Origin of the sequence: Bacillus cereus group sp. Bc010 (assembly GCF_027716745.1) — a bacterium.
GTDB classification, from domain to species: Bacteria; Bacillota; Bacilli; order Bacillales; family Bacillaceae_G; genus Bacillus_A; species Bacillus_A pacificus.
In genome coordinates this window covers 89,623-114,805 of record NZ_JAQFUY010000009.1, presented here as the reverse complement: position 1 = coordinate 114,805, position 25,183 = coordinate 89,623, and the positions used below count along the sequence as shown (strand labels likewise).

Here is a 25,183-nt window from a genome sequence, read left to right as displayed (position 1 = left end):
AAATGTACATACATTCGTTTTTTTCTAGGAAACACCTCTTTTTATCTGAAAATAATGACAAATATATAAGGAAGTTGTAAACTGAAGAAGTATTCATTTTTGAACCGGAAAGAGACAGGGGGGCTAAGCATGACGGCGATTCACCGAATGGAGATTCCTGTGCCATTTGCAGTTGAAACTGTGAATGTGTTTTTAGTTGAGGGGGAGACATTAACATTAATTGATACAGGGACGAATACAGAAGAGGCAAGAAATGCGTTAGAAAGTCAGTTATGTACATTAGGATATACGATAGAAGATATTAAAACAGTAGTTATTACGCATCATCATGCGGATCATTGTGGGCTTTTAAATATATTTTCTGAGAAGACGAACATTATTGGACACCCTTGGAATGAGCCGTGGATCACGCAAAATCCAGAATTTTTAAAGCGATATCATGAGTTTTTTAGAGAGACGGCTTTACAATTTGGTGTTCCAGCAGCATTTTTGAAAGACGAGGCGTTATTGACGACAAGGACACTGAAATATTCTTGTAATAGATCGCTAACGCATACTGTGAGAGAGGGAGATCGTATTGATTCAATGCCTGGTTTTACAGTAATTGAAACACCGGGTCATGCTTCCACTCATATTTCATTATATAGAGAATCTGATGGAATACTAATTGGAGGGGATGCTCTCATTAGTCATATTTCTTCGAATCCAATATTAGAACCACCATATGAAGGACAAACAGAAAGGGCGCGCCCGTTATTACAATATAATCAAACGTTAAAGCGTTTAAGTGAAATGAATATTTCACGCATTTTATCAGGACATGGAGAAGATGTTCTAAATGTGAAACAACTTATTGAAACGAGATTACAAAAGCAAGAAACACGTGCATTTAAAGTGCTTGAGTTATTAAAGGAAAAACCAATGACAGCATTTGAAGTATGTGTAAAACTATTTCCGGTATTGTATAAGGAACAATTGCCACTTACTATTTCAGAAACGGTTGGACAATTAGACTTTTTAGCATATAATCAACAAGTGATGATTGATGAATCTTCGCAACAATTGATTTATTATGCAAAGTAGGTGACAGCAATGACGGGACGTTTACAAAATAAAGTAATCGTCATTACAGGTGCTTCTAGTGGAATTGGAGAGCAAGTTGCAATGCAAGTTGCAGAGCAGGGGGCGACTCCAGTATTAATAGCTAGAACAGAAGAGAAATTAAAAGCGCTAGCAGACAAAATTAAAGAAACTTATAATACGCCTTGCTATTATTATGTATTAGATGTAAGTGAAGAGACGGAAGTACAATCTGTTTTTTCAAAAGTATTACAAGAGGTAGGACGTATTGATATATTAGTAAACAATGCAGGATTTGGTATTTTTAAAACGTTTGAAGATGCATCAATGGATGAAGTGAAAGATATGTTCCAAGTAAATGTATTTGGATTAGTAGCTTGTACGAAAGCGGTACTACCTTATATGGTGAAAAGAAACGAAGGACATATTATTAATGTTGCTTCACTTGCTGGGAAAATTGCAACTCCGAAATCGAGTGCGTATGCAGCGACGAAACATGCAGTACTAGGCTTTACGAATAGTTTACGCATGGAGTTATCTAGTACAAATATTTTCGTAACAGCGATTAATCCAGGTCCGATAGATACAAACTTTTTTGAAATAGCTGATCAATCCGGTACATATGTGAAAAATATGGGACGATACATGTTAAAACCAACATATGTAGCAGAGAAAATTGTAAAAGCGATGCAAACGAAAAAGCGTGAAGTAAACTTACCGAAATGGATGGGCATTGGTCCAAAACTTTATGCTTTATTCCCAGGTTTATTTGAGCGCGTAGCAGGCAAATCATTAAGTAAAAAATAGGAGATTTCCATATGGGAATCTCCTATTTTTTTTATCCCGCTTTAATGGGCAGTAAGACCCCCACCTCAAAATGCAGCGAAAGCAAAGAAGTTAGGTGGGGGGCGGGCTGCCCATAAAAGTCCGATTGGTGAGGGCTGATTAAAGTTTCACTTTATTTTCCAGTCACATAATCGTAAACGATATCCTCAACCGCCTCGTATACATCAATTTCAGTATTTGAATGAATGATCGTTTGAATATGTTTAATAAGCATTTCCTGATCCTCATTTGACATAGGATTACATTGATATTGCTGAAAACTTTTTATAATCATTTTCTCAATTAATTTTTCATTCATGTTTTCCCCGCCTGTATGTACGTATGTATTGTTTTATTGTACTTGAAGTGAAATAAAAAAACTACTATGCAATATTTTTGTATAAAAATTATGTTGTGTATATTGTTTTTCTAGTAAAATTAAGTTTTTTAAGCTTATTAAATTTATAAATATTTAATTGACTCTATAAATATACAATATTATAATCATACTTAATTTAAAGAATCGATATGAGGAGGAGCATATGAAAGTCGCGATTATTGGAGCAACTGGGTATGGAGGTATTGAGTTAATTCGGTTATTAGAACAACATCCATATTTTTCGATAGCATCTCTCCATTCTTTTTCACAAGTTGGCGAGTGTATAACAAATGTATATCCGCATTTTCAAAATGTTCTTGTTCATACGTTACAAGAAATTGATGCGGAGGAAATAGTGAAAGAAGCAGAAATTGTATTTTTGGCAACCCCGGCAGGAGTATCAGCAGAGTTAACTCCAAAATTATTAGCAGTAGGTTTAAAAGTAATTGACCTATCTGGAGACTTTCGTATGAAAGATCCTTTCATATATGAACAGTGGTATAAAAGGACAGCTGCAAAAGAAGAAATTCTTAGTAAAGCTGTATATGGCCTAAGTGAATGGAAAAGGTCCGAGGTTCAAAATGCAAATTTAATTGCAAATCCGGGATGTTTTGCTACAGCTGCATTATTAGCGACATTGCCATTAGTTCGTAGCGGCATAATTGAAGAAGATTCCATTATTATTGATGCGAAATCAGGAGTATCTGGAGCAGGAAAAACGCCAACAACGATGACTCACTTTCCTGAGTTATACGATAACTTGCGTATTTATAAAGTAAATGAGCATCAACACGTTCCTGAGATTGAGCAAATGCTTGCGGAGTGGAATAGGGAAACGAAGCCAATCACGTTTAGTACACATTTAATACCGATATCACGTGGAATTATGGTTACACTTTATGCGAAAGTAAAGCGAGAAATGGAAATAGAACAACTTCAAAAATTATATGAAGAAACGTATGAACAATCGGCTTTTGTTCGAATTCGTACGCAAGGAGAGTTTCCAAGTCCGAAAGAAGTGAGGGGCTCAAATTATTGTGATATGGGGATAGCTTACGATGAAAGAACAGGAAGAGTGACAGTCGTTTCTGTTATAGACAATATGATGAAAGGTGCGGCTGGGCAAGCAATTCAAAATGCAAACATAATAGCGGGACTAGAAGAAACAACAGGTTTACAACATATGCCGCTTTATCTATAAGGGGGGACATGATGATTAAAGTAGCGTCTATTACAAAAGTAGAAAATGGTTCGATTGTAACTCCAAAAGGTTTCTCGGCCATTGGCACTGCAATTGGTTTGAAAAAAGAGAAAAAGGATTTAGGGGCAATCGTTTGTGATACACCAGCATCATGTGCTGCTGTTTATACAACAAATCAAATACAAGCAGCTCCCTTGCAAGTAACGAAGGATAGTATAGCGACTGAGGGGAAATTACAAGCTATTATCGTTAATAGTGGAAATGCAAATGCTTGTACAGGAATGAAAGGATTACAAGATGCTTACGAGATGCGTACATTAGGAGCAGAACATTTTGGATTGAAAGAAAATTATGTTGCAGTAGCTTCAACAGGTGTAATTGGTGTTCCGCTGCCGATGGATATAATCCGAAATGGGATTGCTACTCTTATCCCAGCGAAGGAAGAAAGGGAAGCTCATTCTTTTTCTGAAGCGATCTTAACGACGGATCTTATAACGAAAGAAACTTGCTATGAAATGGTGATTGATGGGAAGAAGGTGGTGATTGCTGGTGTTGCGAAAGGTTCAGGGATGATTCATCCAAATATGGCAACGATGCTAAGTTTTATTACGACAGACGCTCATATAGAGCATGACGTATTACAAACAGCATTATCACAAATCACGAATCATACATTCAATCAAATTACGGTAGATGGAGATACTTCTACGAATGATATGGTCATCGTTATGGCAAGTGGATTATCAGAAACGAAACCAATCAATATGGAACATGCAGATTGGGAAACTTTCATATTTGCTTTACAGAAGGTATGTGAAGATTTAGCGAAAAAAATCGCACAAGATGGTGAAGGCGCTACGAAGTTAATAGAAGTAAATGTGTTAGGAGCTCGAACGAATGAAGAGGCAAAGAAAATTGCAAAGCAAATAGTCGGTTCGAGTCTTGTGAAAACAGCAATACATGGTGAAGATCCAAACTGGGGGCGAATTATTAGTACCATTGGACAAAGTGAAGTCGCGATTAACCCAAATACAATTGATATTACTCTTCAATCTATTGCGGTGCTGAAAAATAGTGAACCTCAAATGTTTTCTGAAGAGGAAATGAAAATGAGGTTACAAGAACATGAAATTATGATTGATGTGTATTTACATTTAGGAGAAGGGACCGGATCAGCTTGGGGCTGTGACTTAAGCTATGAATATGTGAAAATAAACGCTTGTTATCGTACATAAGGAGAGGGAAGATGAGCGATTATATTGTAGTGAAATGCGGCGGTAGTATGTTGGATCAATTACATGATGTGTTTTTTGATTGTATAAAGAAATTACAACAGAAGTATAAAGTAGTGATTGTCCATGGCGGTGGCCCAGAAATTGATGCCAAATTAAAAGATTGTAACATCAACGTAGAAAAAAAAGATGGATTACGGGTAACACCAAAAGAAGTTATGGATATTGTTCAAATGGTGCTATGCGGAAGTACGAATAAAAAACTTGTAATGAATTTACAAAAGCATAATTTACGTGCGGTAGGTTGCTCAGGGTGTGATGGCAAGTTACTTCAAGTTCAACCTTTCAGTGAGGAGATAGGATATGTGGGAGAAGTAAGGTATGTCGAAACGGCCTTACTAAAAGGATTAATAAATATGAATTATATTCCTGTTATTGCTCCGGTCGGCATAAATGATAATGAGATTTATAACATAAATGCAGATACCGCCGCAGCTGGAATTGCGGCTGCATTATCTGCAAAAGAGCTCATTTTTATTACAGATGTAGATGGGGTATTACATGAAGGAAAGTTACTAAAGAAAACGGATGAATTTGAAATTGTGAATTTAATAGAAAATGGTGTTATTACCGGTGGGATGATTCCGAAAGTACAGGCAGCACTAGCATCATTAAAAATGGGAGTGCAAAAGGTTAGTATCGTAAATGGGACGAAGGATTTTACCGAGGTTACAGGTGAGTGTATCGGAACGACGGTAACGAGGGGTGTGAGTATTGTATGACAAGTCATCTTTTTCAAACGTATGGAAGAAGAAGGATTGAGTTTGTAAAGGGAAAGGGAACGAAAGTTATTGATCATAACGGTAAGCAATATTTAGATTTCACATCAGGAATCGGTGTATGTAATTTAGGACATTGTCATCCTACTGTTATGAAAGCTGTACAAGAGCAACTGCATGAAATATGGCATATATCTAACCTGTTTACAAACAGCTTACAAGAAGAAGTCGCGTCATTATTAACAGAAAACATAGCATTAGATTATGTGTTCTTCTGTAATAGCGGGGCAGAGGCGAATGAAGCAGCTTTGAAGTTAGCCCGTAAGCATACTGGAAAATCTCTCGTCGTAACGTGTGAGCAGTCTTTTCACGGTAGAACATTTGGAACGATGAGTGCGACGGGGCAAAATAAAGTGAAAGAAGGATTTGGTCCGCTCCTTCCCTCTTTTTTACATACGCCTTTTAACGATATAAAGGCATTAGAGGAAGTAATGAATGAAGAAGTTGCGGCAGTAATGATAGAAGTTGTTCAAGGAGAGGGAGGAGTCATACTTGCTGATCTATCTTTTTTGAAAGCGATTGAAGCATTATGTAAGAAGTTCGGGTCCTTATTTATTATAGACGAAGTCCAAACAGGGATCGGAAGAACAGGGACATTATTTGCTTACGAACAAATGGGAATAAAACCTGATATCGTTACCGTCGCAAAGGCACTTGGAAACGGGATTCCTGTCGGAGCAATGATTGGTAGGAAAGAACTTGGAACATCGTTTCCTGCAGGATCACATGGTTCAACGTTTGGCGGGAATTATGTTGCAATGGCTGCAGCGAAAGAAGTATTGCAAGTAAGTAAAAGACCATCGTTTTTAAAAGAAGTAAAGGAAAAGGGCGAGTACGTATTACAGAAGTTGCAAGAGGAATTACGACATGTCGAATGTATTCAAAATATACGTGGTAAGGGGCTTATGGTTGGAATTGAATGTACGCATGAAGTTGCAAGTTTTATAGAACAACTAGAAAAAGAAGGGCTTCTCGTATTACAAGCAGGGCCTACTGTTATAAGACTATTACCACCACTTATTGTGACGAATGAAGAATTAGAACAGGCAGTATATATGATAAAAAAAGTAGTTTGTACAAAAAACGTATCAATTATATAAGGGGGAAGTTTCATGTCAACTGTACAAGTACCGAAATTAAATACGAAAGACCTTTTAACACTAGAAGAATTAACGAAAGAAGAAATTATTTCTTTAATTGAGTTCGCAATATATTTAAAAAAGAATAAGCAAGAGCCTTTACTGCAAGGCAAAATATTAGGGCTTATCTTTGATAAACATTCAACTCGTACTCGCGTATCTTTTGAAGCAGGAATGGTACAGCTCGGGGGACACGGTATGTTTTTAAGTGGAAAAGAGATGCAAATTGGAAGAGGGGAGAGCGTTTCAGATACTGCGAAAGTATTATCGCAGTATATTGACGGGATCATGATACGTACATTCTCACATGCTGATGTAGAAGAGCTTGCGAAAGAATCGAGCATACCAGTAATTAACGGTTTAACGGACGATCATCATCCTTGTCAAGCATTGGCAGACTTAATGACAATATACGAAGAAAAAAATACATTTAAAGGAATAAAATTGGCTTACGTCGGTGACGGAAATAATGTATGTCATTCATTGTTGTTAGCGAGTGCAAAAGTCGGAATGCATATGACTGTTGCAACACCTGTAGGGTATGAACCGAATGAGGAAATCGTAAAAAAAGCATTAGCGATTGCTGAAGAAACAGGAGCGGAAATTGAAATTTTGCATAATCCTGAATTAGCGGTGAGTGAAGCAGATTTCATTTATACTGACGTTTGGATGAGCATGGGGCAAGAGGGAGAAGAAGAGAAATATACTTTATTTCAACCATACCAAATTAATAAAGAACTTGTTAAGCATGCGAAGCAAACGTATCGTTTCTTACACTGTTTACCTGCCCATCGTGAAGAAGAAGTAACAGGCGAAATTATAGATGGACCAAAATCTATCGTATTTGAGCAAGCCGGTAATCGATTGCATGCGCAAAAAGCATTATTAGTAAGTTTATTTAAAAATGTAGAAGAGCTTTCCTAAAGGATGTACACCTTCAGTTGTTAGATATAAATAACTGGAGGTGTGCTTTTTTATATTGAAATGTCGTATGTATATTTGGTTAACCATCTTTATATCATTTATAATAAAAAGAGTAAACTAAATTTGTTTTTCATATCATGTAAGGACATACTAGATAAAAAAATATAGTTAAAGAGATGATGAATTTGAAAACAACTAAGAAAACATATTCGTTTTTTCAGCGGATGTGGAGAATATTAAAGTTTCAATATTATAAGTTGCTTCGATCACCAGAAGGAGCGAAGAAAGTATCGTTAGGTTTTGCGATTGGTTTTGGTTTAGAGATGTTGGTTATATATACAGCATCGCTCGTCTATTTAATATTTTATCCAATCGTCAGGTTAGCAAAGGGATCTTTTCCTGCTGCGGTGATTGGCAATATTATCGGGAAAATATCATTTTTACCGGTATTTTTATTTCCATTTGCTTATGCGTTAGGAAAAATGATTTATCCATTTCATGTGAAAAAAATACATCATGAACCCTTTACAATATCTGACTTGTTTTCGAGTCATATTTTTACGATATTAAAGGGGTTATTACAAAGTGAAGTGTATGTATTAATTGGAATGACGATTTTAGGAGTTGTGTTTGGGGTAATTTCATATTTTGTTGTGCATTATTTGTATGAAAAGAACCGTAAGTTACGTTTGAAGAATAGAAAGAAAAAAGTGAGAGAACCACTTGTACAAATATAAAGAATGGCACATTCATTTTCTCCTTTGAATATGTTTAAGAAAAAGGGGGAGAGAATGAATGTATTATTACTATGTACCTCAAGTATACCCATATACAAATTATTATCCAGTAAATGATATGAGGCAGCAAGTTGGAGTGTATCAACAGCAACAATTTCAGCAAATAGCACAACAACAGCCTACGCAAGAACATAAACCGTATTTAACGACATGGCCATATTCAAATGTATATTATGGTAATTATTACGAATCATAAAGCTGCTTCTATTTAGAAGCAGCTTTATGCGTTTGTTTTCAAAATTAAATTTTGAATGGTTTGAAGAGAGTGAATGAGTTTTTCACGTTCTTCCTCAGATAACGTTTGGAAATTTTCTTTTAATTTGTCTAAAATGAATTGTTGATACTGATTTACTAACAATTTCCCTTCAGCTGTCAGGGAAATTAAAATGACCCGTCGATCTTTTTCGCTATAATGACGCTCTATTAGTTCTTCTTGGATCAGTTTGTTTAATAGAGGTGTCATGTTAGGCCGTGAAATCGCTAGCCGCTTGCCGATTTCGGAAACTGCTAATGTGCCATTTTCATGCAGAAGCAGTAATACTTGTGTATGTGATGGCGGCATATGTCTTTGAGAAGAAAATTCTCCAGGAAGCATAAATTTGCGATAAAAAAGAGGCACTAGCGAAAGAAGATGATCAACAATACGTTCCCACTCGCGTGATTCCATATAAAGGCCCCCTTCCACTCTCATTGTAACAAAAAAGACATGTTATAAAAATAGAATTGTTTCATATGAATTTTAATATTTGTAGGCCAACACTTTTTTTGTAAAGGAATCGGCAATAATCGAATAGCCTTTATCGTTAGGGTGTACTTGGTCAAAGAGTAATTCTTTCTTATCATTTGATATTAATTTGCGAATTGGTAAAACGATAGATGGTTGATTTGCTTTTGCAATGGAATAAACAGATTCATTCCAGCCATCTAAAAACATATCTGCATAACTTGCGATGGAGTCATCGAGTTGTAACGGGTTATAGAGTTCAGAAAGAATGAGTAAAGCATCCGGATTTTGATCTCGGACTGTCTTTACAATATTTTTTACATCCGCTTCAAAATGAGCTTTTTCTTTATTTAACATTTTAATACCGTCTATAACACCGACATCACGATTTAAGCGAAACAAATTATTTCCCCCAATATTAATTGTAATAATATTGGCTGCTCTAATTTTTTGCTTTACATCTTCTGATTCAACCTTTTTAGCGAGACGATCTGTTGTAAGACCGTTTATCCCAAGGTTTTCTACAGTAATTGGTTTATGAATTTGTGCTTCTATTTGTTTAGAGGCTAATTCAGCAAATCCACCTTGTGTCGATCCATATCCTTTGGCGAGCGAATCACCTAGTACGAGATGATAGAAGGAATCGTTTGTTTGCTTATCAATCCAACTTGGAGTAGATGTTTTTTCTGTTTTTTCTTCGGGTTCATTTTGTTTTGTCTCATCGTTCTTTTCAAAATAAGAATAAGAAATGATTAGAAGGAGGAGACAAACAATTGTTAAGATGACTTTTTTCATAAATTCATCCTCCTTGTAATTGGTAATTGTATCATATTCAGCAGTATTAACAATGTAAGGGCATATTATATGTTTATGAAAAGTTTACAATAACTTTACAGAAAATTTGTAGAAGTATGTCAAAAAATATTGACGATATGAAAGTACATTATATATGATAATGTCAGATAAGGTGAAATTTTAATTAGTAGGGCTTTATTTCCCGATGAGTAAAATCTCACCAATCGAGCGTTTAAGAGGACTACTCATTAACGCAGGATGAAATGAAAATCTTATCTCCAATAGAAGAAAAAAGGTATGTAATTAGAGATGGATTCATTTCATTATTTTTGGTAATTGTATAAGGGGGATTTTTTGTGAAAAAGTCAAAAAAAATGCTAGCTGGAGCAACTCTTGCTATTGGTGTTATAGCGCCGCAAGTATTGCCAGCAGCAGCTCATGCGGATGAGCAAACTGGGGAGAGTACGGTTAACTTACGAATTCTAGAAACATCAGATATTCACGTTAACTTAATGAATTACGATTATTATCAAACGAAAACCGATAATAAAGTAGGTCTCGTGCAAACTGCAACACTTGTGAATAAAGCACGTGAAGAAGCGAAAAACTCTGTCCTGTTTGATGATGGGGATGCATTACAAGGGACACCGCTTGGAGATTATGTAGCGAATAAAATAAATGATCCGAAGAAGCCTGTGGATCCTAGTTATACGCACCCATTATATCGTTTAATGAATTTAATGAAGTATGACGTCATCTCTCTTGGGAATCATGAATTTAACTACGGTTTAGATTATTTAAACAAAGTAATTAGTAAAACAGAATTCCCGGTTATTAACTCGAACGTCTATAAAGATGATAAAGATAATAATGAAGAGAATGATCAAAATTACTTTAAACCATATCATGTTTTTGAAAAAGAAGTAGAAGATGAATCAGGTCAAAAACAAAAAGTGAAAATTGGCGTAATGGGATTTGTTCCACCTCAAGTTATGAACTGGGATAAAGCAAATCTAGAAGGAAAAGTGAAAGCAAAAGATATAGTTGAAACAGCGAAAAAAATGGTGCCAAAAATGAAAGCAGAAGGTGCCGATGTTATCGTTGCACTAGCGCATTCAGGTGTTGATAAGAGTGGATACAACGTTGGCATGGAAAACGCATCGTATTATTTAACAGAAGTTCCTGGTGTAGATGCAGTATTAATGGGACATTCACATACGGAAGTGAAGGACGTATTTAATGGTGTTCCAGTTGTAATGCCTGGTGTCTTTGGAAGTAACTTAGGTATTATTGATATGCAATTGAAAAAAGTAAATGGAAAATGGGAAGTACAAAAAGAGCAATCGAAGCCGCAACTTCGTCCGATTGCTGATAGTAAAGGAAACCCACTCGTACAATCTGATCAAAATTTAGTTAATGAAATTAAAGATGATCATCAAGCGACAATTGATTATGTGAATACTGCTGTAGGAAAAACGACAGCGCCAATTAATAGTTATTTCTCATTAGTACAGGATGATCCTTCTGTACAACTTGTGACAAATGCACAAAAATGGTATGTAGAAGAGGAATTTAAAAAACCAGAGTACGAAAAATATAAAGGAATTCCAGTTTTATCTGCGGGTGCACCATTTAAAGCAGGTGGCCGAAACGGTGCTACATATTATACGGACATTCCAGCTGGAACGTTAGCGATTAAAAACGTGGCAGATTTATATGTATATCCAAATACGTTATATGCTGTAAAAGTAAATGGGGCACAAGTGAAAGAATGGCTTGAAATGTCTGCAGGTCAGTTTAATCAAATTGATCCAAAGAAAACAGAAGAACAGCCGTTAGTAAATATAGGTTATCCTACATATAACTTCGATATTTTAGATGGCTTAAAATACGAAATTGATGTAACACAACCGGCGAAATACGATAAAGATGGAAAAGTTGTAAATGCAAATACGAACCGTATTGTAAATATGACATATGAAGGGAAGCCAGTAGCTGACAATCAAGAATTCATCGTCGCTACAAATAACTATCGCGGAAGCAGCCAAACGTTCCCGGGTGTAAGCAAAGGGGAGGTTGTATACCAATCACAAGATGAAACGCGTCAAATCATTGTGAAGTATATGCAAGAAACGCCAGTTATTGATCCAGCAGCAGATAAAAATTGGACGTTTAAACCGATTGTTGCCGATAAATTACATACAACATTCGATTCTTCACCAAATGCACAAAAGTATATAAAGAAAGATGGAAAAATATCATATGTTGGACCATCTGAAAATGAATTTGCTAAATATGCAATTGATATAACGAAGAAGAACGATGATGATAAAGAAACTGGTGGAGAGAATCCAACAACACCGCCAACAGGTGAAGGAAATAATGGAGAAAATCCAACGACACCACCAACAAGTGAAGGAAATAATGGAGAAAATCCAACAACACCACCAACAGGTAAAGGAAATAATGGAGAAAATCCAACGACACCACCAACAGATGAAGGTAATAATACAGGATCTGGACAAACTACAACGGATAATCAAAACGCAAAAGAAACAACAACTGTAAGTGAAAAGAAAGAAGAACGTGATTTACCGAAAACAGGTACAAGTGTTGTTTCTACAATTGGAGCAGGTTTGGCGTTTGTTGGAGCAGGATTCCTTCTGTTATTTAGAAGAAAGAAAGCAAATAGATAGTGGAGAAATATAAAAAGGATTACCGATTCAGGTAATCCTTTTTAATATATTATGAAAGTGTTACAGCTTTTTCCTTCTTCCATGAAAGGCCAAATCCAGTAAAGCCGACGATGATTGTTACAACTGGACAAGCTAAGCAGAAGATTGCGAATGGAACGTAATCAAAAGTTGGAACGCCAAGGACGTTCGATAAGAACACGCCACTTACTCCCCATGGTACGAGCGGGTTAATAACTGTACCTGCATCTTCTAATACACGTGATAAATTACGACGTTCTAAACCGACTTCATCATATTTATTAGCGAATGCTTGTCCTGTTAAAACGATAGATAAGTACTGCTCCCCAAGTAAGAAGTTCACACCGATTGCAGTTGAAGCAGTAGAAATAATTAAGCGTGTGCTAGTTTTTACGAAGCTAGAGATGATATTCATTAGCTGCGTAATAATACCCATTCCTTGTAATAATCCTCCCATACAAAGAGCTAGGAAAATAAGAGCGATTGACATCATCATACTTTGCAGGCCACCGCGAGATAATAAGCTATCAATATCTTTCATACCAGTTTTAGAAACGTAACCGTCTTGCATAATTTTCATTAAATCAGTTAAAGAAGTACTAGGTTTAAATATAAAGAGGATAATGATCCCTACTATAATTCCAGCAAGTAATGTTGGAACTGCTGGAACTTTTTTAAATGCGAATAGGAACAGTAATAAAATTGGAATAAGTGTAAAGATAGAAATCGTTGCATTTTTCTCTAATGCGCTAATGAAGTTTGTGAAGTCAACGTCTCCACTAGTACCGCTTCCTAAAATGAAAAATGCGATAAAAGCAATAATGAAAGCTGGAACTGTTGTCCAAAGCATGTTACGAATATGCTCAAATAAATCTACACCCGTTACAGCTGGCGCTAGGTTTGTTGTATCAGATAAAGGAGACATTTTATCCCCAAAGAATGCACCAGAAATAATTGCACCAGCGATTAGAGCAGGATCGTATCCGAGAGCACTACCCATGCCCATAAAGGCAAGTCCTACAGTTGCGGCAGTTGTAAAGGCACTACCGATACTTGTTCCAACAATTGCACAAACAACAAAAACAGTTGGAATGAAAATTTTTGGAGATACAAGCTGGAAGCCGTATACCATTAAAGTTGGAATTGTTCCAGCAGCGATCCAAACACTAATTAATACGCCTACAAGTAAGAATATAAAAATAGATGGAATACCAGCTGAAATACTACTTATCATTCCTTTTTCCATCGTAGACCAATCAATTTTTTTCATAAATCCAAATGCTAATAAAAGAACGATACCAAATAAAATTGGGATGTGTGGTGAAACTTCTAATTTGATAACACTAAAGCCAATGCAGAAAAAGATAAATACTGTTAAAAGAACAGATTCAATTTTTGAAACCATTGTTTTCCCCTCCTAAGTAATCTAAAATAGCTCTTTTTTATATAAAATTCGCCAATATTGTTTATTTCCTTCTAAATTTTAGAATTTTGTGACAAATTACCGGTAATTGTTGTTTCTTTAATATGATACGGAAATGATTGGATAAAAAAACGTCCCTGCATATAATTATGCAGGGACGAAGAAATCGCGGTACCACCCTAGCTTGTGAAATGAATGTATCACAAAATAAAGGGTCGTATGATATGCGCTAATAAAATAAAAACGCCCCTGCAACATATGCAGGGACGAAAAATTCGCGGTACCACCCTAAATTGTGAAACAGTGTCGTTTCACCACTCTTTAGATATAACGGTCTATAACCGTCTTTCACTACTCCTTACGTTTCGCAAAAGAAGCTCCAGGGGGTAATTCATAATTCGCTCTGTACTGGTTCGCACCGACCACCAGCTCTCTGAAAGCAGAAATCGAAATACTACTAAATCCTATCAATGCCGATTCATATGATGTTAGTTAAATTTTTATCATATATTCGTCTCACATGTCAATAAAAATATTCAATGATTTTTTAGGGGAATAAAGGAGAACGATTTTAATCCTGGGAAAATGTGCGTTATAATGAATTTGAAAGGGGAGGAAAGAGTGAAGAAAAAAATAATTCTTTTTACCACTTTACTAGTCATTGGCGGAAGTGCTGGCATTTACACAGCTTTTGCAGCTGAATCAGAGCAGGCGAAGCAAAAGCAAATACAGCAGTTAGAAGTGAAGAAAGCGAAAGAAGCTGAAGAGAAGAAGTCGATGGAGAAAGCAGCTACGAAACTAGGGGTTTCTACTGATGGAAAAACAAAAGAAGAAATTACGAAAGAAGTAAATAAGGCTAGATTTGAGAAGCGCCATGATCTATTGATTGAACATGCAAAACAACTTGGAATTGAAACAGAAGGAAAAAAAGATGAAGAGATTATTTTAGAAATCGGAAAGATACAACATGGAAAGTAGAACAACTTATCGTATGATAAGTTGTTCTTTTTTAAGAACTACTTGATTTAAAAATAATTGACAGTCATTTAGTTTTAATGTTAACTATATTTATAAACTAGTTAACATTAGGGGTGACAATTGTGACTTTTAGTAAGAGTACGACTGACAAACCATCATATACATATGAAGAGTTATCGGAGAAAAATAAGGCCTATGTATGGCATCCGTTTACACAAATGAAGGATTATTTAGAAGAAGATCCTGTCATTATTGAACGGGGAGAGGGAAGAAAGCTATACGATGTAAATGGAAATGAATATTGGGACGGTGTTTCGTCTATTTGGTTAAATGTTCATGGACATCAAGTGCCAGAACTAGATGAGGCAATTCGTGAGCAATTAAATAAAATTTCCCATTCTACTATGTTAGGGCTTGCTAACGTTCCATCTATTTTATTAGCCGAAAAAATAATTGAAGTTGTACCAGAAGGTTTGAAGAAAGTGTTTTATTCAGACTCCGGTTCTAGCGCTGTTGAAATTGCAATTAAGATGGCCTTTCAATATTGGCAGCATAAAGGAAAACCGAAGAAACAAAGATTTGTTACATTAAAAGAAGCGTATCATGGTGACACAATTGGAGCTGTTTCAGTGGGAGCAATAGACTTGTTTCACCAAGTGTATAGTTCGCTTTTATTCGAAGCGATTAAAATGCCTTATCCATATACATATCGTTCTCCTTATGGAAATAATAAGGAGGAAATTGTAAAAAAGCATTTAGAAGAAATGGAAGAGCTGCTGAAAGATAAACATGAAGAGATTGCGGCGATTATTGTAGAACCTTTAATGCAAGGTGCTGGCGGTATGATTACAATGCCAAAAGGATACTTAAAAGGGCTACGTAATTTATGTACAAAATATAATGTTCTATTTATTACAGACGAGGTAGCGACTGGATTTGGGCGTACTGGAAAAATGTTTGCATGTGAACATGAAAATGTAACGCCGGATATTTTGACAGCCGGAAAAGGTTTAACGGGCGGATATTTACCAGTTGCAATTACTGTAACGACAGATGAAATTTATAATGCCTTTTTAGGAGGCTATGAAGAACAAAAAACATTTTTCCACGGACATAGTTATACAGGGAATCCATTAGGGTGTGCGGTAGCAATTGCGAATCTAGAACTATATGAAAAAACAAATTTAATAGAAGAGGTGGCACGTAAAACAGAATATGTGGCGACGCAATTAGAAGACCTCTTTGCATATAAACATGTAGGGGATATTCGTCAATGCGGGTTAATGGTTGGAATTGAACTTGTGAAGAATAAGGAAACGAAAGAAGCGTTTGAATGGACAGAGAGAGTCGGTGTTCAAGTATGTAAACGCTCAAGGGAGCTGGGTATGATTTTGCGCCCGCTCGGTAATACGATTGTATTTATGCCCCCTCTTGCTTCTACAATTGATGAGATTGATGATATGTTACGTATTTTGTATAAAGCAATCTCGGATGTTACGGAGGGAGAATAATGAGCGGTTTTTTTATAACAGCAACGGATACTGAAGTGGGGAAAACTGTTGTCGCCGGTGCATTAGCAGGTGTATTTAGAGAACTGGGATATAACATCGGGGTATATAAACCGTTGCAAAGTGGACATGTTGCATCAAATCCAGAGGGAGATGCAGCAAGGCTAAAAGCATTATCAGGTGTACCGACAAAAGAAGAGGAAATTTGCCCTTACTCTATTGAAGAGCCGCTTGCCCCGAGACTTGCCATGAAAAGAGCTGGAAGGACAGTAACGTTAAAAGACATTATTCATCACTATAATGAACGATTGAAAGATTTTAATAGTCTACTTGTAGAAGGAGCAGGTGGATTAGCTGTTCCATATACAGAGGACGCTTTAGTAATTGATTTCGCAAAAGAATTACAACTTCCACTTATTGTAGTAGCACGCCCTACATTAGGAACAGTAAATCATACAGTTTTAACGATCGCTTATGCAAAGGCATATGGTTTAACAGTAGCAGGTGTCATTTTATCTGGCTGCAAAGAATGCGAAATGGAAAGAGTGCAAGAAAATAAAGAAATGATTGAAGAGCTAAGTGGGGTACCAGTTTTAGGTTTATTACCATTCTTTGCAGGTGAGTTTACAAAAGAAGAAGTCTTGGAATCTGTTAAAGAATATATAATGATTTCAAAATTAGAGGAGCTTATCCGAAATGAATCAAACGTGGCGCACACATCTTCAATCTAAATTGCAACAATTACATGAGCGAGGGCAGTATCGTAATTTGCATGTAACAGAACAAGCAGAAGAGACATGGCTTATTCGAGATGAGAAAAGGATGCTAAATTTAGCGTCAAATAATTATTTAGGGTTAGCTGGAGATGAAAGGTTAAAAGAAGCTGCTATCGCATGTACAAGAAAATATGGAACTGGGGCGACAGCATCAAGGCTCGTGGTAGGGAACTATTCACTGTATGAAGAGGTTGAGAGAAGTATATGCGATTGGAAAGGCACTGAAAAAGCCTTAGTTGTGAATAGTGGATATACCGCAAATATTGGTGTGATCTCTTCATTAGTGAGTCGTCACGATATTGTGTTTAGTGACAAATTAAATCACGCAAGCATTGTTGATGGAATTATATTAAGTGGGGCAGAGCATAAAAGGTATCGTCATAATGATTTGGATCATTTAGAGAAGTTATTGAAAACAGCGTCACCTGAACAGCGGAAATTAATCGTAACAGATACTGTTTTTAGTATGGATGGTGATACTGCGTATGTAAGGGAGTTAGTAGAGCTGAAAGAGAAATACGGGGCAATTCTTATAGTTGATGAAGCACATGCGAGTGGAATATATGGAAGTGGCGGAGCTGGATTATCCCATATAGAAGAAGATCTTGCTCAAAGAATAGATATACATATGGGGACGTTTAGTAAGGCTTTAGGGTGTTATGGTGCGTATTTGACAGGCGATGCAATTTATATAGAGTATTTACACAATATGATGAGAAGTTTTATTTTTACTACTGCATTACCGCCAGGAACGTTAGGAGCGGTACAAAAAGCAATTGAAATTGTAAAAGAAGATAATGAAAGAAGAGAGAGACTTATAGAGAATGGAGCATATTTCAGAAACCATTTACGAGAAGCTGGTTTTGATATTGGAAATAGCTCAACTCACATTGTACCGATCGTAGTCGGTTCAAATGAAACAGCTTTACGGTTTAGTAAAAGGTTGCAACAGGTAGGGATTGCTGCAATTGCAATTCGTCCACCAACGGTTCCAGTTAATAGTTCACGGGTCCGTTTTGCAGTTACGTCCCAACATACAATAGCTGATTTGCAATGGGCTATTCACCATATTATACGCATTGGTAAAGAAGAGGGGTTTTTCGTATGAAAGAGCTAAAGATTATTTTTATTCCTGGGTGGGGAATGGAAGAAGGTGTTTGGACTTTAGTTCTGCCGTATTTTAAAGAGTATTCTGTTCAATGTATCAATTGGCGTAATGTGAAAGAACAAAGTGAATTTGCAGGTCGAGTAATAGATGTAGCAAAGGATGAAAATGTCATTTTAGTTGGATGGTCATTAGGGGCGTTAGCGGCAGTTCAAGCACATAAAAAGATTCAGACAAAAGGTATTGTACTAATTGGTGGTACTGCCAAATTTACAAATTCGAGCGACTATATGAGTGGATGGAATAATGCTTTGCATGTAGAGCGGCTGAAAAAGAATGTGGCGAGAAAGAAAGAAGATACGCTCAAGCGGTTTTATGAAAATATGTTTACAAAAGATGAACTGAAAGAGAATACGAGTTTTGAAGAGATTGCGCTGAATTTTAAAGGAGACTCGATTCAGTCATTACAATTAGGCTTAGATTATTTAATAGAAACAGATATGAGAAACGAATTAATAGATGTCAAAGTCCCGCTGTTACTTCTTCATGGAGAACAGGATGTGATATGTCCATTATCTGCAGCTCATAGTATGGCAGAGAATGCGAATGCTAAGTTAAAAGTAGTAAGTGAGGCTGGACATGCATTATGCGTAACGAATTTTGAATATTGCGCAAATGAAATCATTCAATTTGTAGAGGGGATACGACATGATCAACAAAACGTTACTACAAAAACGATTTAACGTGGCAGCTGTATCCTACGATCAATATGCAAATGTACAAAAAAAGATGGCGCATTCATTACTTTCTACATTGAATCGGCGATATAGTGCAAATTCATCGATACGTATTTTAGAACTTGGATGCGGGACAGGATATGTTACAGAGCAATTATCAAACTTATTTCCGAAAGCACAAATTACAGCTATTGATTTTGCCGAAAGTATGATTGCAGTTGCGAAAACTAGACAAAATGTAAACAATGTAACATTTTATTGTGAGGATATCGAAAGATTACGACTAGAAGAAACGTATGATGTCATTATTTCAAATGCCACATTTCAATGGCTAAATGATTTAAAACAAGTGATAACAAATTTATTTCGTCATTTATCTATAGAGGGGATATTACTCTTTTCAACATTTGGGCAGGAAACATTTCAAGAATTGCATGCTTCGTTCCAGCGGGCGAAAGAAGAAAAAAATATACAAAATGAAACATCGATTGGGCAACGTTTTTATTCGAAAAATCAGTTGCGCCATATATGTGAGATAGAAACAGGGGATGTACATGTTTCTGAAACGTGTTACATAGAGAGATTTACAGAAGTTAGGGAGTTTCTACATTCTATTCGTAAAGTAGGAGCGACCAATAGTAATGAAGAATCATATTGTCAAAGTCCCTCACTCTTTCGTGCGATGCTTCGCATATACGAAAGAGACTTCACGGGAAATGAAGGGATAATGGCAACGTATCATGCTTTATTTGTGCATATAAAAAAAGAGGGGAAGAGATGAAATGAAACAAGTACAAACAAAAAGGGATTGGAAAAAACTTGCATACGACGTAGTAGAAGAGAAAGTGATTACGAAAGAAGATGCAATAGCGATATTAGAGGCTGACGATACAGAGATTTTAGAAATTATGAATGCTGCGTATATCATTCGCCATCATCACTTTGGTAAGAAAGTAAAATTAAATATGATTATTAATACGAAGTCTGGATTATGCCCTGAAGATTGCGGATATTGTTCACAGTCTATTATTTCAGAAGCACCGATTGATAAATATGCATGGCTAACGCAGGAAAAGATTGTAGAAGGGGCACATGAAGCAATTCGTCGTAAAGCGGGTACATATTGTATTGTAGCATCTGGTCGTCGCCCGACAGATAAAGAGGTGAATCACGTAATTGGAGCAGTTAAGGAGATTCGTGAAACGACAGACTTGAAGATTTGTTGTTGTTTAGGGTTCTTAAACGAAGATCAAGCAGGACGTTTAGCCGAAGCGGGTGTACATCGTTATAACCACAACTTAAATACACATGCGAATAATTACGAAAGCATTTGCTCTACTCATACGTATGACGATCGTGTTGATACAGTTCAAAAAGCGAAACAAGCCGGTATTTCACCATGTTCTGGGGCGATCTTTGGAATGGGAGAGACAATAGAAGAGCGAGCTGAAATTGCATTCGAATTACAACGTATAGATGCAGATTCAATTCCATGTAATTTCCTTGTTGCTGTAAAGGGTACGCCGCTTGAAGGACAAAAGGAGTTAACACCAGTAGAATGTTTAAAAGTGCTGGCGATGATGCGCTTTGTAAACCCAACGAAAGAAATTCGTATTTCAGGAGGGCGTGAAATTAATTTACGTTCTGTACAGCCAATCGGTTTATTTGCAGCAAACTCTATTTTTGTTGGGGACTACTTAACGACAGCTGGACAAGAACCGACTGCAGACTGGGGTATGATTGAAGATTTAGGATTTGAGATTGAGGAATGTGCATTATAAGATAGAAAAAAGCAAACTTGTAAAAGAGTTTGCTTTTTTTGTAAATAAAATGTAATAAATAATTGTGAACGCTTGATACTATTGGCTTTTGAGCGAAAAAAAGAATTTTGGTGGACGAATTTTCCAAGCCCCAATTGTACATAGTAAATATGTAATTTACATTGGGTTGGAGGATTTTACATGCACAAATATATATTAGCGATTATGACTTGTCTCATTTTACTAAAAGCGATAAGTGCTGATCCAGTTAAGGCCGCCGAAAATCCTGAACAAAAAGAGATGCAACAACGAATTGAACAACATTTTCGAACGAAAGCTGAACATTTTGGATTGAAAACAGAAGGGAAAGATTTAAAGGAAGTACGAAAAGAAATTACTATTATAGAAGAAGCGAAGAAAAGAGAGAATGTATGGAGAACAGCACAAACGCTTCGTATACAAACAGAAGGAAAAACAATGGATGAATTAATAAAAGATGTACGGAAAAAAGTGAAGAAATAAAAAAGAGGCCGCAGCCTCTTTTTTATTTTTTTATGCCCATTGTTTTGATAAGTGAGCCATTTCAATTGCAGCAATGGCGGATTCATAGCCTTTATTACCAGCTTTCGTGCCTGCGCGTTCAATCGCTTGCTCAATTGTTTCAGTCGTTAATACACCGAAAATAACTGGGATGTCTGTTTGTAGTGATAAAGATGCAACACCTTTTGCTACTTCATTACAAACGTAATCGTAATGTGTTGTAGCACCACGAATGACAGTGCCTAACGTAATAACAGCATCATATTTCCCGCTATTCGCCATCTTTTTAGCGATTAAAGGAATTTCAAATGCACCAGGAACCCAAGCAACATCGATATCAGCTTCTTCTACACCGTGACGCTTTAATCCGTCTAAAGCACCACCAAGTAATTTACTTGTAATAAGTTCATTAAAACGTCCAACAACAACTCCAACTTTTAATCCTGTACCAACTAAATGACCTTCGAATACCATAATAAATCTCTCCCTTAATTATAAGTTTAGTAAATGTCCTAATTTGTTTACTTTCGTTTGTAAATACGTTTTATTCTCTTCTTTTGCTGGCATTTGTAACGGTACACGCTCGATTACTTCTAAATCGTAACCTTGTAAGCCAGCAATTTTTCGAGGATTATTCGTTAATAACCGTAAATGTTGTAAACCTAAATCTTTTAATATTTGAGCGCCAATACCGTAATCACGCAGATCAGCAGGGAAGCCAAGCTTTTCGTTTGCTTCTACAGTATCGAAGCCTTCTTCTTGTAACTTATAAGCGCGAAGCTTATTAAGAAGCCCAATGCCTCGTCCTTCTTGTCTCATATAAAGAAGAACGCCCTTTCCTTCACGCTCAATTTGAGCAAGTGCAGCATGGAGTTGTGGTCCGCAATCGCAGCGGCACGAGCCAAATACATCTCCTGTTAAGCACTCTGAATGAACGCGTACAAGTACAGGCTCTCCTGTTGAAATATCACCTTTTACGAGTGCAATATGTTCTTTCGTATCTAATGAATTAGAATAGCCAATTGCATGGAAAGTACCGAAATCTGTAGGTAATGTAATTTCCACTTCTCGCGTCACTAATGTTTCATGGTGGCGACGATAAGCAATTAAATCTTCTATTGTAATCATTTTTATATCAAATTGTTTTGCGCACTGTAGTAAATCAGGTACGCGTGCCATCGTACCGTCCTCATTAATAATTTCGCAAATGACGCCAGCTGGTTTTGCTCCGCAAAGCTGTGCTAAATCGACAGCAGCTTCTGTGTGACCAGCACGGCGCAGGACACCACCTTCTTTCGCAATTAATGGAAAGATATGTCCAGGACGATTGAAATCAGCACCTTTTGATGCAGGATTTAACATTTCTCGTATCGTAGTTGCACGTTCGTGGGCACTAATCCCAGTTGTTGTAGAAACATGATCAATGCTCACTGTAAATGCAGTATGATGCGAATCTGTATTATGAGCTACCATTGGTTCCAATTGTAGACGTTCTGCGTATCCTTCTGTAATTGGTACACAAACGAGGCCGCGTCCATGTGTAATCATAAAGTTAATTGTTTCTGGCGTAATATACTCTGCTAAAGCGATAAAGTCGCCTTCATTTTCGCGGTTTTCATCATCACATACGATCACGACTTTTCCTTGTTTTAAATCTTCTAGAGCTTCTTCAATACGATGAAACATCATGCTTCCCCCTTATAGAAATCCGTTTTCTTGTAAAAAGCTTTCGGTCATTGAATCTGTTCGTTTTACTGGTTTAGAAATAAAGCGTTCGATATATTTACCAATCATGTCACACTCAATATTTACGATGTCACCGGCATTCTTTTCTCCGATAACAGATTCACTTACTGTGTGCGGGATGAGTGAAATGGTAATGGAAGATTCGTCTATATCAAATATTGTTAAACTCGTTCCATCAACAGCAACGGACCCTTTATGCAAACAATAGCGTAGCAATTCATCAGAAATAGCTATTTTGTAATAGACGGCATTATAGTGTTGTTTTTTGTTTAATATCGTTCCGATGCCATCGATATGTCCTGAAACGAAATGTCCACCGAATCGTCCGTTTGCAGCCATTGCACGCTCTAAATTTACTTTGCATTGCGGTTTAAGCATGCGAAGTGATGTTGATTGCATCGTTTCAGGCATTGCGTCTACTGTGAATGAAGTTGTTGTGAAACTCGTTACAGTCAAGCAAATACCGTTCACCGCGATGCTATCACCTAAGTGAACATCTGATAAAATTTTATTGGCATGAATCGTTAACTTCATCGCTTCGCCGCTTTGTTGCATGTTTGCAATCGTTCCTAATTCTTCTACAATTCCTGTAAACATTCCGTCACCTCACTTCGGGCATGCGCAACAATTTTTATATCATCGCCAATTTGTTTCATCTCTTGAATTTCCAAGGAAAGTGCATCTTGTAATGTTGAAAAACCATTGCCGCCAAATAAAGTAGGGGCATTTTTTCCACCAATTAATTTTGGACTTATATAAGTTACAATTTCATTGAAATACTTTGTTTGTAAGAAACTTGCATGAACTGTTTGACCACCTTCGACGAAAAGAGAAAGAATTTGTTTTTCGCCGAGTAGGTGTAAAACATCCTGTATTTCAATCTGTTTCGTTTTCATTTGGAATATAGCTATATTTTCAGATTCATAAGAAGCTATTTTCTTTTTATCTACACCATTACCGACAAAAATCCATGTCGGTGTTAAACCATCTGTTATGACATGAGAAGATGGTGGCGTTCGTAAATGGGTATCTAAAATAACGCGTATAGGATTTTGTCCCCCGTTAGGAATTCTTGTTGTTAAATGCGGATTATCAGCTATAACTGTATTCACTCCAACGAGAATCGCATCATGTGTATGGCGGTATTGGTGAACATCAGCTCGTGATTCTTCACCTGTAATCCACTTACTTTCACCGGTTACGGTTGCTGTTTTTCCATCCAAGCTCATTGCTGTTTTTATTGTTACAAATGGACGTTTCGTTTTCATGTAGTGAAAAAAGTAGCGATTTAATAAAATTGCTTCTGCTTCAAGAACACCAGTCGTTACTTCGATGCCAGCTTCTTCTAATTTCCTTTTTCCATTGCCAGAAACGAGCGGATTACAATCAAGAGTAGCAATTACAACCCGTTTGACTCCTTTTTTGATGAGCAATTCACAGCAAGGTGGTGTTTTTCCAAAATGGCTACAAGGTTCAAGTGTTACATAAACGGTAGCTCCTTTTGCTTTTTCGCCAGCCATATGAAGAGCATAGACTTCTGCGTGTTCTTCACCAGCACGCAAATGAGCTCCCATACCGACGATGTTTCCATCTTTTACAACAACAGCACCAACCATAGGATTTGGACTTGTTTGTCCGGATGTTCCTTCTGCTAACTGCAGGGCAATCCTCATATATTCTTGATCTGTCATTCTTTTCACCTCTCCTGAAAAAATCAAAAAACCCCAAGGATTTTATATCCTTGGGGTTTGGGAGACGTGATTTCTAGAAATATAGTTCGAATACGAAAGTATAGGAAAGAAACCTAACGATGATTGATATTTTGGCATAAGGAAAAAACCTAGCAAAATATCGAATTTTTCAAACGCTAGTCGTATCTTTTTATTCCAGTATAGAAACATAAGTATACAAAATAAAACATATATAAAGATTCAAAATGAAACTTAAAAATATGCATACTG

26 protein-coding genes and 1 other annotated feature are annotated in these 25,183 nt (G+C 36.6%); of the genes, 18 read left to right on the top strand and 8 right to left on the bottom strand.

Annotated features, from left to right (window positions below; translation table 11 throughout):
* Window positions 1-129 precede the first annotated feature (129 nt).
* Both PDQ68_RS13110 and PDQ68_RS13105 read left to right on the top strand, forming a co-directional pair.
* Window positions 130-1,083, top strand: coding sequence for an MBL fold metallo-hydrolase (locus PDQ68_RS13110; protein WP_049112518.1), 954 nt, complete (start codon window positions 130-132; stop codon window positions 1,081-1,083).
* A gap of 9 nt (window positions 1,084-1,092) precedes the next feature.
* Window positions 1,093-1,887, top strand: coding sequence for an SDR family oxidoreductase (locus PDQ68_RS13105; RefSeq protein ID WP_061183934.1), 795 nt, complete (start codon window positions 1,093-1,095; stop codon window positions 1,885-1,887).
* A gap of 151 nt (window positions 1,888-2,038) precedes the next feature.
* Here PDQ68_RS13105 and PDQ68_RS13100 read toward each other — a convergent pair whose 3' ends face one another.
* Window positions 2,039-2,224, bottom strand: coding sequence for a YqzH family protein (locus PDQ68_RS13100; RefSeq protein WP_001003210.1), 186 nt, complete (start codon window positions 2,222-2,224; stop codon window positions 2,039-2,041).
* Window positions 2,225-2,447: 223 nt separating this feature from the next.
* On the opposite strand from PDQ68_RS13100, the gene argC reads away from it, so the two are divergent.
* The 7 genes from argC to PDQ68_RS13065 all read left to right on the top strand — a co-directional run bounded on the left by argC (window position 2,448) and on the right by PDQ68_RS13065 (window position 8,612).
* The gene (gene argC / locus PDQ68_RS13095; RefSeq protein WP_016718447.1) at window positions 2,448-3,485 is read left to right on the top strand and encodes an N-acetyl-gamma-glutamyl-phosphate reductase; all 1,038 of its coding nucleotides are present in this window, start codon (window positions 2,448-2,450) and stop codon (window positions 3,483-3,485) included.
* Between the two features lie 11 nt (window positions 3,486-3,496).
* A complete protein-coding gene (gene argJ / locus PDQ68_RS13090; protein WP_016718446.1) occupies window positions 3,497-4,720 on the top strand; it encodes a bifunctional glutamate N-acetyltransferase/amino-acid acetyltransferase ArgJ in 1,224 nt (407 codons plus the stop codon).
* Window positions 4,721-4,731: 11 nt separating this feature from the next.
* A complete protein-coding gene (gene argB / locus PDQ68_RS13085; protein WP_016718445.1) occupies window positions 4,732-5,499 on the top strand; it encodes an acetylglutamate kinase in 768 nt (255 codons plus the stop codon).
* Complete coding sequence (argD, locus tag PDQ68_RS13080) at window positions 5,496-6,656, top strand: acetylornithine transaminase (protein ID WP_016718444.1); 1,161 nt, start codon at window positions 5,496-5,498, stop codon at window positions 6,654-6,656. The genes argB and argD overlap by 4 nt, the downstream gene beginning before the upstream one ends.
* 12 nt (window positions 6,657-6,668) lie before the next feature.
* The gene (argF, locus tag PDQ68_RS13075; protein ID WP_016718443.1) at window positions 6,669-7,619 is read left to right on the top strand and encodes an ornithine carbamoyltransferase; all 951 of its coding nucleotides are present in this window, start codon (window positions 6,669-6,671) and stop codon (window positions 7,617-7,619) included.
* 176 nt (window positions 7,620-7,795) lie between these two features.
* Complete coding sequence (locus PDQ68_RS13070; protein WP_011040649.1) at window positions 7,796-8,356, top strand: DUF2062 domain-containing protein; 561 nt, start codon at window positions 7,796-7,798, stop codon at window positions 8,354-8,356.
* A 58-nt stretch (window positions 8,357-8,414) separates the two neighbouring features.
* Window positions 8,415-8,612: a hypothetical protein gene (locus tag PDQ68_RS13065; RefSeq protein WP_016718441.1), complete on the top strand. Its 198-nt coding sequence runs from the start codon at window positions 8,415-8,417 to the stop codon at window positions 8,610-8,612.
* Window positions 8,613-8,636: 24 nt separating this feature from the next.
* Here PDQ68_RS13065 and PDQ68_RS13060 read toward each other — a convergent pair whose 3' ends face one another.
* Window positions 8,637-9,083 carry a MarR family winged helix-turn-helix transcriptional regulator gene (locus PDQ68_RS13060; protein WP_000445817.1) on the bottom strand — a complete coding sequence of 149 codons (447 nt, stop codon included), beginning with the start codon at window positions 9,081-9,083 and terminating at the stop codon, window positions 8,637-8,639.
* Window positions 9,084-9,155: 72 nt separating this feature from the next.
* Window positions 9,156-9,935 (bottom strand): GDSL-type esterase/lipase family protein, encoded by a 780-nt coding sequence (locus PDQ68_RS13055; RefSeq protein ID WP_000755837.1) that lies wholly within the window; start codon window positions 9,933-9,935, stop codon window positions 9,156-9,158.
* A gap of 356 nt (window positions 9,936-10,291) precedes the next feature.
* On the opposite strand from PDQ68_RS13055, the gene cpdB reads away from it, so the two are divergent.
* On the top strand, window positions 10,292-12,631 hold the full coding sequence (gene cpdB / locus PDQ68_RS13050; RefSeq protein ID WP_061183933.1) for a bifunctional 2',3'-cyclic-nucleotide 2'-phosphodiesterase/3'-nucleotidase: 2,340 nt from the start codon (window positions 10,292-10,294) through the stop codon (window positions 12,629-12,631).
* A gap of 49 nt (window positions 12,632-12,680) precedes the next feature.
* On the opposite strand, the gene nhaC is transcribed toward cpdB, so the two are convergent.
* Window positions 12,681-14,054, bottom strand: a complete 1,374-nt coding sequence (gene nhaC / locus PDQ68_RS13045) for a Na+/H+ antiporter NhaC (RefSeq protein ID WP_000253747.1) — start codon at window positions 14,052-14,054, stop codon at window positions 12,681-12,683.
* 277 nt (window positions 14,055-14,331) lie between these two features.
* Window positions 14,332-14,552: a binding site (T-box leader), on the bottom strand.
* Window positions 14,553-14,693: 141 nt separating this feature from the next.
* Between nhaC and PDQ68_RS13040 the strand changes: the two genes are divergently transcribed.
* The 8 genes from PDQ68_RS13040 to PDQ68_RS13005 all read left to right on the top strand — a co-directional run bounded on the left by PDQ68_RS13040 (window position 14,694) and on the right by PDQ68_RS13005 (window position 21,458).
* A complete protein-coding gene (locus PDQ68_RS13040; protein WP_061183942.1) occupies window positions 14,694-15,050 on the top strand; it encodes a hypothetical protein in 357 nt (118 codons plus the stop codon).
* Between the two features lie 122 nt (window positions 15,051-15,172).
* Window positions 15,173-16,561, top strand: a complete 1,389-nt coding sequence (gene bioA / locus PDQ68_RS13035) for an adenosylmethionine--8-amino-7-oxononanoate transaminase (protein WP_000144318.1) — start codon at window positions 15,173-15,175, stop codon at window positions 16,559-16,561.
* Window positions 16,561-17,289, top strand: coding sequence for an ATP-dependent dethiobiotin synthetase BioD (gene bioD, locus PDQ68_RS13030; protein WP_016718437.1), 729 nt, complete (start codon window positions 16,561-16,563; stop codon window positions 17,287-17,289). Before bioA ends, bioD begins: the two co-directional genes overlap by 1 nt.
* The gene (gene bioF, locus PDQ68_RS13025) at window positions 17,255-18,442 is read left to right on the top strand and encodes an 8-amino-7-oxononanoate synthase (RefSeq protein WP_061183932.1); all 1,188 of its coding nucleotides are present in this window, start codon (window positions 17,255-17,257) and stop codon (window positions 18,440-18,442) included. Before bioD ends, bioF begins: the two co-directional genes overlap by 35 nt.
* On the top strand, window positions 18,439-19,182 hold the full coding sequence (locus PDQ68_RS13020; protein WP_061183931.1) for an alpha/beta fold hydrolase: 744 nt from the start codon (window positions 18,439-18,441) through the stop codon (window positions 19,180-19,182). The genes bioF and PDQ68_RS13020 overlap by 4 nt, the downstream gene beginning before the upstream one ends.
* The gene (bioC, locus tag PDQ68_RS13015; RefSeq protein WP_016718435.1) at window positions 19,148-19,957 is read left to right on the top strand and encodes a malonyl-ACP O-methyltransferase BioC; all 810 of its coding nucleotides are present in this window, start codon (window positions 19,148-19,150) and stop codon (window positions 19,955-19,957) included. The genes PDQ68_RS13020 and bioC overlap by 35 nt, the downstream gene beginning before the upstream one ends.
* A gap of 1 nt (window position 19,958) precedes the next feature.
* Complete coding sequence (gene bioB, locus PDQ68_RS13010) at window positions 19,959-20,957, top strand: biotin synthase (protein WP_000815866.1); 999 nt, start codon at window positions 19,959-19,961, stop codon at window positions 20,955-20,957.
* Between the two features lie 180 nt (window positions 20,958-21,137).
* Window positions 21,138-21,458 (top strand): hypothetical protein, encoded by a 321-nt coding sequence (locus PDQ68_RS13005; RefSeq protein WP_000549778.1) that lies wholly within the window; start codon window positions 21,138-21,140, stop codon window positions 21,456-21,458.
* Between the two features lie 30 nt (window positions 21,459-21,488).
* On the opposite strand, the gene ribH is transcribed toward PDQ68_RS13005, so the two are convergent.
* The 4 genes from ribH to ribD are packed head-to-tail and all read right to left on the bottom strand — an operon-like array spanning window position 21,489 to window position 24,913.
* A complete protein-coding gene (gene ribH / locus PDQ68_RS13000) occupies window positions 21,489-21,950 on the bottom strand; it encodes a 6,7-dimethyl-8-ribityllumazine synthase (protein WP_061183930.1) in 462 nt (153 codons plus the stop codon).
* 18 nt (window positions 21,951-21,968) lie between these two features.
* A complete protein-coding gene (ribBA, locus tag PDQ68_RS12995) occupies window positions 21,969-23,162 on the bottom strand; it encodes a bifunctional 3,4-dihydroxy-2-butanone 4-phosphate synthase/GTP cyclohydrolase II (protein ID WP_061183929.1) in 1,194 nt (397 codons plus the stop codon).
* A gap of 12 nt (window positions 23,163-23,174) precedes the next feature.
* Complete coding sequence (gene ribE, locus PDQ68_RS12990) at window positions 23,175-23,819, bottom strand: riboflavin synthase subunit alpha (protein WP_270786810.1); 645 nt, start codon at window positions 23,817-23,819, stop codon at window positions 23,175-23,177.
* Entirely contained in the window at window positions 23,801-24,913 is a 1,113-nt protein-coding gene (gene ribD / locus PDQ68_RS12985) for a bifunctional diaminohydroxyphosphoribosylaminopyrimidine deaminase/5-amino-6-(5-phosphoribosylamino)uracil reductase RibD (RefSeq protein ID WP_061183928.1), read from the bottom strand. The genes ribE and ribD overlap by 19 nt, the downstream gene beginning before the upstream one ends.
* Window positions 24,914-25,183 lie beyond the last annotated feature (270 nt).

Excerpts from the sequence above, each read along its gene's own strand:
- PDQ68_RS13005 (WP_000549778.1), top strand. The coding sequence starts at position 21,138 with ATGCACAAATATATATTAGCGATTATGACTTGTCTCATTTTACTAAAA.
- bioD (WP_016718437.1), top strand. The coding sequence starts at position 16,561 with ATGAGCGGTTTTTTTATAACAGCAACGGATACTGAAGTGGGGAAAACT.
- PDQ68_RS13020 (WP_061183931.1), top strand. The coding sequence starts at position 18,439 with ATGAAAGAGCTAAAGATTATTTTTATTCCTGGGTGGGGAATGGAAGAA.
- PDQ68_RS13110 (WP_049112518.1), top strand. The coding sequence starts at position 130 with ATGACGGCGATTCACCGAATGGAGATTCCTGTGCCATTTGCAGTTGAA.
- argB (WP_016718445.1), top strand. The coding sequence starts at position 4,732 with ATGAGCGATTATATTGTAGTGAAATGCGGCGGTAGTATGTTGGATCAA.
- argD (WP_016718444.1), top strand. The coding sequence starts at position 5,496 with ATGACAAGTCATCTTTTTCAAACGTATGGAAGAAGAAGGATTGAGTTT.
- argF (WP_016718443.1), top strand. The coding sequence starts at position 6,669 with ATGTCAACTGTACAAGTACCGAAATTAAATACGAAAGACCTTTTAACA.
- argJ (WP_016718446.1), top strand. The coding sequence starts at position 3,497 with ATGATTAAAGTAGCGTCTATTACAAAAGTAGAAAATGGTTCGATTGTA.
- PDQ68_RS13055 (WP_000755837.1), bottom strand. The coding sequence starts at position 9,935 with ATGAAAAAAGTCATCTTAACAATTGTTTGTCTCCTCCTTCTAATCATT.
- ribH (WP_061183930.1), bottom strand. The coding sequence starts at position 21,950 with ATGGTATTCGAAGGTCATTTAGTTGGTACAGGATTAAAAGTTGGAGTT.
- PDQ68_RS13060 (WP_000445817.1), bottom strand. The coding sequence starts at position 9,083 with ATGGAATCACGCGAGTGGGAACGTATTGTTGATCATCTTCTTTCGCTA.
- bioF (WP_061183932.1), top strand. The coding sequence starts at position 17,255 with ATGAATCAAACGTGGCGCACACATCTTCAATCTAAATTGCAACAATTA.
- PDQ68_RS13100 (WP_001003210.1), bottom strand. The coding sequence starts at position 2,224 with ATGAATGAAAAATTAATTGAGAAAATGATTATAAAAAGTTTTCAGCAA.
- ribBA (WP_061183929.1), bottom strand. The coding sequence starts at position 23,162 with ATGTTTCATCGTATTGAAGAAGCTCTAGAAGATTTAAAACAAGGAAAA.
- ribD (WP_061183928.1), bottom strand. The coding sequence starts at position 24,913 with ATGACAGATCAAGAATATATGAGGATTGCCCTGCAGTTAGCAGAAGGA.
- nhaC (WP_000253747.1), bottom strand. The coding sequence starts at position 14,054 with ATGGTTTCAAAAATTGAATCTGTTCTTTTAACAGTATTTATCTTTTTC.
- bioC (WP_016718435.1), top strand. The coding sequence starts at position 19,148 with ATGATCAACAAAACGTTACTACAAAAACGATTTAACGTGGCAGCTGTA.
- bioB (WP_000815866.1), top strand. The coding sequence starts at position 19,959 with ATGAAACAAGTACAAACAAAAAGGGATTGGAAAAAACTTGCATACGAC.
- ribE (WP_270786810.1), bottom strand. The coding sequence starts at position 23,819 with ATGTTTACAGGAATTGTAGAAGAATTAGGAACGATTGCAAACATGCAA.
- argC (WP_016718447.1), top strand. The coding sequence starts at position 2,448 with ATGAAAGTCGCGATTATTGGAGCAACTGGGTATGGAGGTATTGAGTTA.
- PDQ68_RS13065 (WP_016718441.1), top strand. The coding sequence starts at position 8,415 with ATGTATTATTACTATGTACCTCAAGTATACCCATATACAAATTATTAT.
- PDQ68_RS13070 (WP_011040649.1), top strand. The coding sequence starts at position 7,796 with ATGATGAATTTGAAAACAACTAAGAAAACATATTCGTTTTTTCAGCGG.
- PDQ68_RS13105 (WP_061183934.1), top strand. The coding sequence starts at position 1,093 with ATGACGGGACGTTTACAAAATAAAGTAATCGTCATTACAGGTGCTTCT.